Here is an 8,604-nt window from a genome sequence, read left to right on the forward strand (position 1 = left end):
CTGCCTTGTCTCATGTTTATTTTCTTCGACTATATGCGGCGTATCAGTTGTGATCTAAATCCAAATCGGCTTTGTATTCGATACGGCCGTCGTCTTCTTTATCAATGGAAACATCCAGCGTGTGGCGGCCGCGTTTGAATTCCAAATCCGCTTCATCGCGCTTGATTTCCGATTCCACAATGCGGAAGCCTTTGCTGCGGGCATGGGCAATCACTTTGTTTGCCAGCGCTTTGACGGAAGTGCTGCGGGCGGGCAGCTCGGCTTCGTATTCAAACTCGCCGTCGTTTTGGCGGTCGGCTTTGACGGTGTGCGCGCCGGCCGGTTGGTAAATTTCAGACGGCACGGCGGCGGCCAATGCGCCGGTGGAGAACAGCGCCAGCATACCGGCGAACATCAGGGATTTGGTTTGAGACATGGTCTTTCCTCTTGTTGGTGTCGGTTGCCGGGCGGCAACGGAAGTCAAGGCATCATAGCCAATAGCGTGTGCGCGGGAAAGCAGATAAACGGGGTTTTACCCGGATTGCGTTGTTTTAAGGATTTGCTTACTTATTTTTGCAGCTTGGGCGGCGCAGTATTGAGCATCCGCATCATGCCGCATTTTCAGACGGCTTTTTGGCTTCAGGCCGGGATTTAGGAATGGCGGATAGCGGAATGCGGCAAAACTAAGCGCGTTCTACATCAAATAATACGGAAAACTCGCTGCCTTTGCCGACTTCGCTGGCGATGTCCAAACGGGTGTGGTGTACGGCCAGGGCGTGTTTGGCGATGGCGAGGCCGAGGCCGGTGCCGCCGCTTTGGCGGGAGCGGCCGTTATCGACGCGGTAGAAGCGTTCGGTTAGGCGCGGGATGTGTTCGGCGGCGATGCCGGGGCCGTTGTCGGCGACGCTGAAGCGGGCCTGCAGGCTGTTTTCCATGTTCAGGCGGATGGTGATGCGGCTGCCTGCGGGGGCGTAGCGCACGGCGTTGAAGGCGAGGTTGCTCAGGGCGCTGTATAGGGCGGTGTGGATGCCGTTTAGGTGTAGGTCGGGGGCGATGTCGGTGTGAATTTGGTGGCGGCCGTCTGAAAGTGTGCGGGTGTCGTCGGCGACTTGCTGTGCGAGCAGGCTCAGGCTGATGCGGGTTTTGTTTTGTTCGCGGTGGTGGCTGCTTTCGAGTTTGGAGAGGGTCATCAGGTCGTCGAGTACGCTCTGCATGCGGCTGCTTTCTTTTTGCATCAGGGCGAGAAATTGGATGCGTTGGTCTTCGGGCATATCGGGCATGCTGTGCAGGGTTTCGAGAAAGCCGCTGATGACGGTCAGGGGTGTGCGTAATTCGTGCGAGACGTTGGCGACGAAGTTGGTGTGGCTGGTTTGGATTTGTTCGACGGTGCTGATGTCTTGGCTGATGAGGACGCGGCTGTGTTTTTCAAACGGGCAGCAGGTAATCAGCAGGGTGCGCGGAATGGGGTGGGCTTGGGGGACGGCCAGGCGCAGGTGTTGCTCGCCGCGCCGCGTGAGAAAGGTTTGCAGCGGGGGCAGGGACAGTAGCTCGGTCAGGATGCGGCCGCTGCTTTGGCTGCGGTCGAGGTTGAAGTGGGTGGCGGACAGGCGGTTTTGCCATTCGATGCGGCCGTGGCGGTCGAGAATGATGATGCCGGTGGGCAGGGCTTCGGCGGCCAGGTTGAAGCGCATCAGGGCTTGCTGCAGCTTGCGCTTTTGTTTGCGCCGCGCCAGGCTTTGTTTGAGCAGGGTGGAAAAGACTTCGTCCCACAGCCCGCCGGCGAAGGGGATGGATTCGGGTTCGGGCTGCTCCAGCCATTTGAGGAGTTTGTGCATTTGGTGGAAATGCAGTAAGCCGACGAGCAGCAGGGCGGCGGCAGTGGCGGCGAGTGCGCCGGTGAGGCCGTAATAGGCGTAGCCGGCGGCGGCGGAGAAGAGTGTGCCCAAGGCGGGCGGGAGCAGGTAAAACAGTCGGTTCATCATAAGTGTAAGGCGATGCCGGAAAGGTGGAGGCCGTCTGAAAATTGGGGTGCTTATTCTGTGCCGAAACGGTAGCCGCCGCCGCGGACGGTTTGCACCAGGTGGGCGAGGCCGGCTGTTTCGAGGGCTTTGCGCAGGCGGCGGATGTGTACGTCTACGGTGCGCTCTTCGATGAAAACGTGGTCGCCCCAGACGAAATCGAGCAGCTGGCTGCGGCTGTACAGGCGGCCGGGGTGGGCCATGAAGAAGTGCAGGAGTTTGAATTCGACGGGGTTGAGCGGCAGCTCTGTGCCGTCTGAAGAGACGGCTTTGCGGTTGTCGGAATCGAGGCGGATGCCGCACACTTCTAAAATCTGTCTGCTTTTTTGGGGGGCGAGGCGGCGCAGCAGGGCGTTGATGCGTGCGAGCAGTTCGCGCGGGGAGAAGGGTTTGGTAATGTAGTCGTCGGCGCCGCTGTTCAGTCCCAGCTCTTTGTCGTCTTCTTCGCTGCGGGCGGTCAGCATGATGATGGGCAGGTTTTGGGTGCGGCTTTGGGCGCGCAGACGGCGGATGTAGTCGATGCCGGAAATGTCGGGCAGCATGTAGTCCATCAAGACTAAGTCGGGCAGTTCGTTTTTGAGAAGGTCTTCGGCTTGGGCGACGTTTTCAGCGGTGGCGGTGCGGTAGCCTGCGGCTTCGAGGTTGAAGCGGATCAGCATGGCGATGGCGGGTTCGTCTTCGACAATCAGGATGTAGGCGGACATGGTTTCTCTCTTTTTGTCTTGTGTTGCGGGAAGAGGCCGTCTGAAAATATGGCGTATCTGTTTTCAGACGGCCTTGCCGGGCTGTGGCGGACGCTTAGCCGAATTTGCCGGTGATGTAGTCTTCGGTTTCCTTTTTCTGCGGCTTAGTAAAGATGGTTTGGGTGTCGCCTGCTTCGACCAGCTCGCCCAGATACATATAGGCGGTGCGGTCGGATACGCGCGCGGCCTGCTGCATGTTGTGGGTGACGATGGCGATGGTGTAGTCTTTTTTCAGCTCGGTGACCAATTCTTCGATATGGGCGGTGGAAATCGGATCGAGTGCGGAAGTCGGCTCGTCCAGCAGCAAGACTTCGGGGCGTGTGGCGATGGCGCGGGCAATGCACAAGCGCTGCTGTTGGCCGCCTGAAAGCGAATGGCCGCTTTGCTTGAGTTTGTCTTTGACTTCGCCCCATAAGGCGGATTTGCTCAATGCCCATTCTACACGTTCGTCCAGCTGGCTGCGACTGGGTTTTTCATACAGTTTGATGCCGAAAGCGATGTTGTCGTAAATCGACATGGGAAACGGGGTGGGTTTTTGGAAGACCATGCCGACTTTGGCGCGTAAGAGGTTCAAGTCGGTGTGTTTGTCCAGAATGTTTTGCCCGTCGATTAGGATTTTTCCTTCGCCCCTGTTGCCCGGATAGAGGTCGTACATGCGGTTGAAGGCGCGCAGCAGCGTGGATTTGCCGCAGCCGGAGGGGCCGATAAAGGCGGTAACCTGCTTTTCGGGAATGTCTAAGTTGATGTTTTTCAGGGCGTGGAATGTGCCGTAGTAGAAATTGAAGTTTTCAACGGTGATTTTGGTGGTCATGGTGGTTCCTTATTTGGCCGTTTTACCCAGATAACGTGCCAAGATGTTGGCGGCCAATACGGCTGCGGCAATCAGCAGCGCGGCGGCCCAGGCCAGGGCGTGCCAGTCGTCGTAGGGGCTCATGGCGAATTGGTAAATGACGTTGGGCAGGTTGGCGATGGGGCGGTTCATGTCAGTGCTGAAGAACTGGTTGTTCATCGCGGTAAAGAGCAGTGGAGCGGTTTCGCCGGTAATGCGGGCGAAGGCCAGCAGGATGCCGGTCAGCACGCCGGCTTTGGCTGATTTGAGGGTTACGGCCAGCACCAGCTTCCACTTGGGCGCGCCCAGGGCAAATGCGGCTTCGCGCAGGCTGTCCGGCACCAGCCTGAGAATGTTTTCCGTGGTGCGTACCACCACCGGTACGACCAGCAAGGCCAGAGCCAGCGCGCCCGCCCAACCGGAGAAATGCCCTTGGTTGATGACGACAAGCTCATAGACAAACAGGCCGATGACGATGGACGGGGCGGAAAGCAAAATGTCGTTCATAAAGCGGACGGCCTGCGCCAGTCTGCCGTTGCGCCCGAATTCCGCCAGATAAATGCCGCACATCAGGCCGACGGGCGTGCCGATGGCCAGGCCGGAAAGGGTAATCATCAGGCTGCCGGTAATGGCGTTGCGCAGGCCACCTTCCATGCCGGGCGGCGGGGTGTCGAGCGTGAAGAGCTGTGTGGAAATGCCGCTTAAACCGTTGGCGAGCAGGGTATGGAAAATCCATGCCAGCCAAAACAGGCCGAATGCCATCATGCAGCAGGCGATGCCGAGATAAATCCGGTTTTGCCATAATCGTTTGCGGTAAATGCGGTTCATGATTTGCTTCCTTCGGACTGTTGCATTTTCAAAAGCATGAGTTTGGCGCAGCACAATACGGCAAAGGTGATGAAAAACAGGATAAGGCCCAGATAGAGCAATGAGGACAAGTGCAGCGGATCGACGGCTTCGGCAAATTCGTTGGCCAGCGCGGAGGTAATCGATACGCCGGATTGGAACAGGCCGGGGCTGATATTGAAGGTGTTGCCAATCACGAAGGTCACGGCCATGGTTTCGCCCAGTGCGCGACCCAGCCCTAAAATGATGCCGCCGACTACGCCGGCTTTGGTGTAGGGCAAAACGACATGGCGGATGACTTCCCATTGCGTGCCGCCCAAGCCGTAGGCCGCTTCTTTCAGGGGCTGGGGCGTGATTTCAAATACGTCGCGCATGACCGAAGCGATAAAAGGAATAATCATTACGGCCAAAATCAGCGCGGCGGTAAACAGGCCGATGCCCATCGGTGCGCCGTGGAAAAGCTGGCCGAGCAGCGGCAGCGCGCCCAAATATTGAATGAGAAACGGCTGGATGTGTTCGGCAAAAAATGGGGCGAATACAAACAAACCCCACATGCCGTAGATAATCGACGGTATGCCGGCCAAAAGTTCCACGCAGATGCCCAAAGGCTTTCGCAGCCACACGGGGCAGAGCTCGGTGAGGAAAACGGCGATGCCGAAGCTGACGGGTACGGCAATCAGCAGTGCGATGGCGGAAGTGACCAAAGTGCCGAACACCGGCGCGAGCGCGCCGTATTGCCCGGCAACGGCGTCCCATTCGGCGGAGGTAAAAAAGCCCCAGCCGAATTTTTGGATACTCGGCATGGCGCCGATCAGCAGCGAAATCAAAATGCCGCCTAAGCCGGCCAATACCAAAAATGCAAACAATCGTGTCGAGCCGACAAAAATCCAATCCAGCCTTTGCTGGGACTTGAGCTGACGTGCGGAAGAAGGGTGCATGGGCGGTCTTTCGGTGGTGTCAAACAGAGCGGGGGCAGGCCGTCTGAAAACGGGGCTTATAGTCGGAAAAATTAATTGCTTCGACTATATTGGCAATATGGCTGAATACGGATGAATAACTGAACAAGCAGATAAGGCCATCCTTTATATGTTCCGCAACTTCAGTTTTCAGAGTTTTCAAAATTTTCAGACGGCCTGTAGCCCCTGTAAAACGGCAAGGCCGTCTGAAATATTGCCGGTGTTGCGGCGTTCAGGCTTAGGGCGCAAGCCCTGCCGGTTTAGGATTGATTAATCCAATACAGGCTTGCCGTTGCCGTCTTGAATATTTTTCCATTCTTGACGCACTAAGTCTTTGACTTCGTCCGGCAGTGGCACGTAATCCAGCTTGCGGGCGGCTTCATCGCCTTGCTTGTAAGCCCAGTCGAAAAATTCCAGCGCCGATTTGGCTTTGGCAGGGTCGGCATTTTGCTTATGCATTAAGATGAACGTAGCGGCAGCCAGCGGCCATGCTTGCGCGTCGGGCTGGTTGGTCAGCACTAAGCTGAAGCTTTTGACGCTTTTCCAGTCCACTTTGGAGGCGGCGGCAAATGTTTCCTGCGAAGGTTGCACGAAATTGCCCGCTGCGTTTTGCAGTTGGACGTGCGCCATATTGTTCTGTTTGGCGTAGGCGTATTCCACATAACCGATGGAGTTGGCCACGCGGGCAACGTAGTTCGCCACGCCTTCGTTGCCTTTACCGGCCACACCGCCGGCGGAAGTCGGCCATTTAACGGTGTTGGCTGCGCCGACCTGCTCCTGCCAGTTTTTCGACACTTGGCTCAGATAGGTTGTGAAAATAAAGCTGGTGCCCGAGCCGTCTGAACGGAATACCGTGGTAATCGCGCTGTCCGGCAGTTTGGCTTCGGGGTTTAAGGCTTGGATTTTCGGGTCGTTCCACTTGGTTACCGTACCCAGATAGATTTCCGCCAGCAATTCACCGGTCAGCTTCAGTTCGCCCGCCGCGATGCCTTCCACATTAATCACCGGCACAACGCCGCCGATAACGGTCGGAAACTGCACCAAGCCCTCGGCTTCCAGTTTGTCCGCAGACAAAGGCGAGTCGCTCGCGCCAAAATCCACGGTTTTTGCGGTAATCTGCTTCACGCCGCCGGAAGAACCGATAGACTGGTAATTGATGCGGCTGCCGGTAGCCTGTTGGAAGGCATTGGCCCATTGGACATAAATCGGCTGCGGGAATGAAGCACCCGCGCCGGTAATATCCAGACCGACGGGCTGCTGCTGTTTCGGTTCGGAAGCGCTCGGTGCCGATACGGCAACATTCGGCGCTTCCGGCGCCTGTGCGGTTTTCGGCTCACCGCCGCAGGCTGCCAAAGCCAAAACGGCCGATACGCTGATGCTGAGTGCAGATTTCTTCATGGTATATTCCTTGCAGATGTGTCGTTGAACGTGTTGTGGTGACGGGCTCAGTTTAGGCAGGCTCTGTTACAACTTCATGACATGCGCCGAAAAAAACGGTGATTGATGAAAAACAGTGAAGCCTGATTTTTCAGACGGCCTGCGCCGCGCCGGAGCAGGGCTCGGGCAGTCAAAATACAGGCTTGCCAGCAGAAAGCGTTTCAGATACAATAACGCGTTTTCCAACCTTGCCCTCCGCTTTCGCATGACGGAAGGCTGTTTATGAATCCATAAGGAGATAACATGCGTCATTACGAGATCGTGTTTATCGTTCATCCTGATCAAAGCGAGCAAGTGCCCGCTATGGTTGAACGTTACAAAGCCATGATTGCCGAAGCCAACGGTACGATTCACCGCTTGGAAGATTGGGGTCGCCGCCAACTGGCTTACCCGATTAACAAAATCCACAAAGCACACTATGTTTTGATGAACATCGAAACCACTCCAGAAGTGGTTGAAGAGCTGGAAACCGCTTTCCGCTTCAACGACGCCGTATTGCGTCACCTGACCATCAAGACCAAACACGCTGTTACCGAAGCCTCTCCGATGTTGGGCGGCGAAAAAGCCAAAAACCTGCTGAACGGTGCGGCTGAAGAAACTGCAGCAGCCGAATAAGATTTGAACAATCTTCTACACCTTACCGCGCAAGCCGCCGAAATCGGCACGCTGCGTTACACACCGGCAGGCATTCCCGTACTCGATTTGTTGCTCAGGCACGAATCCTGGCAGGAAGAAAACGGGCAGAAATGCCTGGTCAAATTCGAAATGCCCGCCCGCTTGTTGGGTAAACAGGCTGAAGAGTGGCAGTATCGGCAAAATGTCATGGTAGAAGTCGATGGTTTTTTAGCACAACGCAGCCAACGATTCCCCCGTCCGATACTGCGGATACAAAACATTAAAGAATATAAAGGTTAAACGACAATGGCTCGTCAATCATTCAAACGCAGAAAATTCTGCCGTTTTACGGCTGAAAAAATCCAAGAAGTCGATTACAAACAAGTTGATCTGCTGAAAGACTTCATCTCTGAAAACGGCAAAATCATCCCTGCCCGCATTACCGGCACCAAAGCCCACTACCAACGCCAATTGGCGGTAGCGGTAAAACGTGCCCGTTTCCTGGCTCTGTTGCCTTACACCGACCAACACAAATAATTGGAGCTTAAATCATGCAAATTATTCTGTTAGAAAAAATCGGCGGTTTGGGTAACCTGGGCGACATCGTAACCGTGAAAAACGGCTACGCCCGCAACTTCCTGATTCCGACCGGTAAAGCCAAACGCGCTACCGAAGCGAACATGAAAGAATTCGAAGCACGCCGTGCCGAATTGGAAGCCAAACAAGCCGAAATCTTGGCCGATGCCCAAGCGCGTCAAGCCAAATTGGACGGCCAAACCGTTACCATCGCGCAAAAAGCCGGTGTGGACGGCCGCCTGTTCGGTTCCGTAACCAATGCCGACATCGCCGCCGCCATCGTAGCTGCCGGTGTAGAAGCTGTCAAAGCCAACGTTCGCCTGCCGGAAGGCCCGCTGAAAGCAGTCGGCGAGTACGAAGTAGAAGTGGCTCTGCACACTGATGCCGTTGCTAAAATTACCGTTGCAGTCGTACCCGCTGCCGAGTAATGTAAAGCGATAAAAAAGCCGTCTGAAAAACTTAGGTTTTTCAGACGGCTTTTTTTGTTGTGTGTTAAAGCGTTCCATTCCGACTATATAGTGAACATGCGTTTGGGATAAGCAGCATCTTACCGTGTCCAATCCGTATCCATGCCAAAAGGCTGTCTGAAAATCCACATTTTCAGC

11 protein-coding genes are annotated in these 8,604 nt (G+C 55.6%); 4 read left to right on the plus strand and 7 right to left on the minus strand.

From position 1 onward, the window contains the following. Positions 1 to 43: 43 nt before the first annotated feature. From BDE01S_RS05875 to pstS, 7 genes are all read right to left on the minus strand, one after another. Positions 44 to 415 (minus strand): hypothetical protein, encoded by a 372-nt coding sequence (locus BDE01S_RS05875; RefSeq protein ID WP_066078610.1) that lies wholly within the window; start codon positions 413 to 415, stop codon positions 44 to 46. A 247-nt stretch (positions 416 to 662) separates the two neighbouring features. Further along, a complete protein-coding gene (gene phoR / locus BDE01S_RS05880; RefSeq protein WP_066078615.1) occupies positions 663 to 1,961 on the minus strand; it encodes a phosphate regulon sensor histidine kinase PhoR in 1,299 nt (432 codons plus the stop codon). Between the two features lie 50 nt (positions 1,962 to 2,011). Further along, a complete protein-coding gene (phoB, locus tag BDE01S_RS05885; protein WP_066078617.1) occupies positions 2,012 to 2,701 on the minus strand; it encodes a phosphate regulon transcriptional regulator PhoB in 690 nt (229 codons plus the stop codon). Positions 2,702 to 2,795: 94 nt separating this feature from the next. Beyond that, a complete protein-coding gene (gene pstB / locus BDE01S_RS05890; protein WP_066078620.1) occupies positions 2,796 to 3,551 on the minus strand; it encodes a phosphate ABC transporter ATP-binding protein PstB in 756 nt (251 codons plus the stop codon). Between the two features lie 9 nt (positions 3,552 to 3,560). Continuing rightward, positions 3,561 to 4,397, minus strand: a complete 837-nt coding sequence (pstA, locus tag BDE01S_RS05895) for a phosphate ABC transporter permease PstA (protein WP_066078622.1) — start codon at positions 4,395 to 4,397, stop codon at positions 3,561 to 3,563. Then, positions 4,394 to 5,353 carry a phosphate ABC transporter permease subunit PstC gene (gene pstC, locus BDE01S_RS05900; RefSeq protein WP_066078625.1) on the minus strand — a complete coding sequence of 320 codons (960 nt, stop codon included), beginning with the start codon at positions 5,351 to 5,353 and terminating at the stop codon, positions 4,394 to 4,396. The genes pstA and pstC overlap by 4 nt, the downstream gene beginning before the upstream one ends. A 288-nt stretch (positions 5,354 to 5,641) precedes the next feature. Further along, positions 5,642 to 6,769 (minus strand): phosphate ABC transporter substrate-binding protein PstS, encoded by a 1,128-nt coding sequence (gene pstS / locus BDE01S_RS05905; RefSeq protein ID WP_066078628.1) that lies wholly within the window; start codon positions 6,767 to 6,769, stop codon positions 5,642 to 5,644. Between the two features lie 282 nt (positions 6,770 to 7,051). Here pstS and rpsF point away from each other — a divergent pair, with 282 nt between their 5' ends. From rpsF to rplI, 4 genes are read left to right on the plus strand one after another with little or no spacing between them, the layout of a single operon-like run. Next, complete coding sequence (gene rpsF, locus BDE01S_RS05910; protein ID WP_066078631.1) at positions 7,052 to 7,423, plus strand: 30S ribosomal protein S6; 372 nt, start codon at positions 7,052 to 7,054, stop codon at positions 7,421 to 7,423. A 3-nt stretch (positions 7,424 to 7,426) separates the two neighbouring features. Then, positions 7,427 to 7,723: a primosomal replication protein N gene (priB, locus tag BDE01S_RS05915; RefSeq protein WP_066078634.1), complete on the plus strand. Its 297-nt coding sequence runs from the start codon at positions 7,427 to 7,429 to the stop codon at positions 7,721 to 7,723. Positions 7,724 to 7,729: 6 nt separating this feature from the next. Further along, complete coding sequence (gene rpsR, locus BDE01S_RS05920) at positions 7,730 to 7,960, plus strand: 30S ribosomal protein S18 (RefSeq protein WP_054599043.1); 231 nt, start codon at positions 7,730 to 7,732, stop codon at positions 7,958 to 7,960. 14 nt (positions 7,961 to 7,974) lie between these two features. Further along, entirely contained in the window at positions 7,975 to 8,427 is a 453-nt protein-coding gene (gene rplI / locus BDE01S_RS05925; RefSeq protein WP_066078637.1) for a 50S ribosomal protein L9, read from the plus strand. The last annotated feature ends 177 nt before the right edge of the window (positions 8,428 to 8,604 follow it).

It is taken from the genome of Bergeriella denitrificans NBRC 102155, assembly GCF_001592185.1.
In the GTDB taxonomy this organism is placed as follows: Bacteria; Pseudomonadota; Gammaproteobacteria; order Burkholderiales; family Neisseriaceae; genus Neisseria; species Neisseria denitrificans.

Bases quoted from the DNA above. Each gene is read 5' to 3' on its own strand.
- rplI (WP_066078637.1), top strand. From the start codon at position 7,975: ATGCAAATTATTCTGTTAGAAAAAATCGGCGGTTTGGGTAACCTGGGC.
- pstB (WP_066078620.1), bottom strand. From the start codon at position 3,551: ATGACCACCAAAATCACCGTTGAAAACTTCAATTTCTACTACGGCACA.
- phoR (WP_066078615.1), bottom strand. From the start codon at position 1,961: ATGATGAACCGACTGTTTTACCTGCTCCCGCCCGCCTTGGGCACACTC.
- rpsF (WP_066078631.1), top strand. From the start codon at position 7,052: ATGCGTCATTACGAGATCGTGTTTATCGTTCATCCTGATCAAAGCGAG.
- pstS (WP_066078628.1), bottom strand. From the start codon at position 6,769: ATGAAGAAATCTGCACTCAGCATCAGCGTATCGGCCGTTTTGGCTTTG.
- phoB (WP_066078617.1), bottom strand. From the start codon at position 2,701: ATGTCCGCCTACATCCTGATTGTCGAAGACGAACCCGCCATCGCCATG.
- pstA (WP_066078622.1), bottom strand. From the start codon at position 4,397: ATGAACCGCATTTACCGCAAACGATTATGGCAAAACCGGATTTATCTC.
- pstC (WP_066078625.1), bottom strand. From the start codon at position 5,353: ATGCACCCTTCTTCCGCACGTCAGCTCAAGTCCCAGCAAAGGCTGGAT.
- BDE01S_RS05875 (WP_066078610.1), bottom strand. From the start codon at position 415: ATGTCTCAAACCAAATCCCTGATGTTCGCCGGTATGCTGGCGCTGTTC.
- rpsR (WP_054599043.1), top strand. From the start codon at position 7,730: ATGGCTCGTCAATCATTCAAACGCAGAAAATTCTGCCGTTTTACGGCT.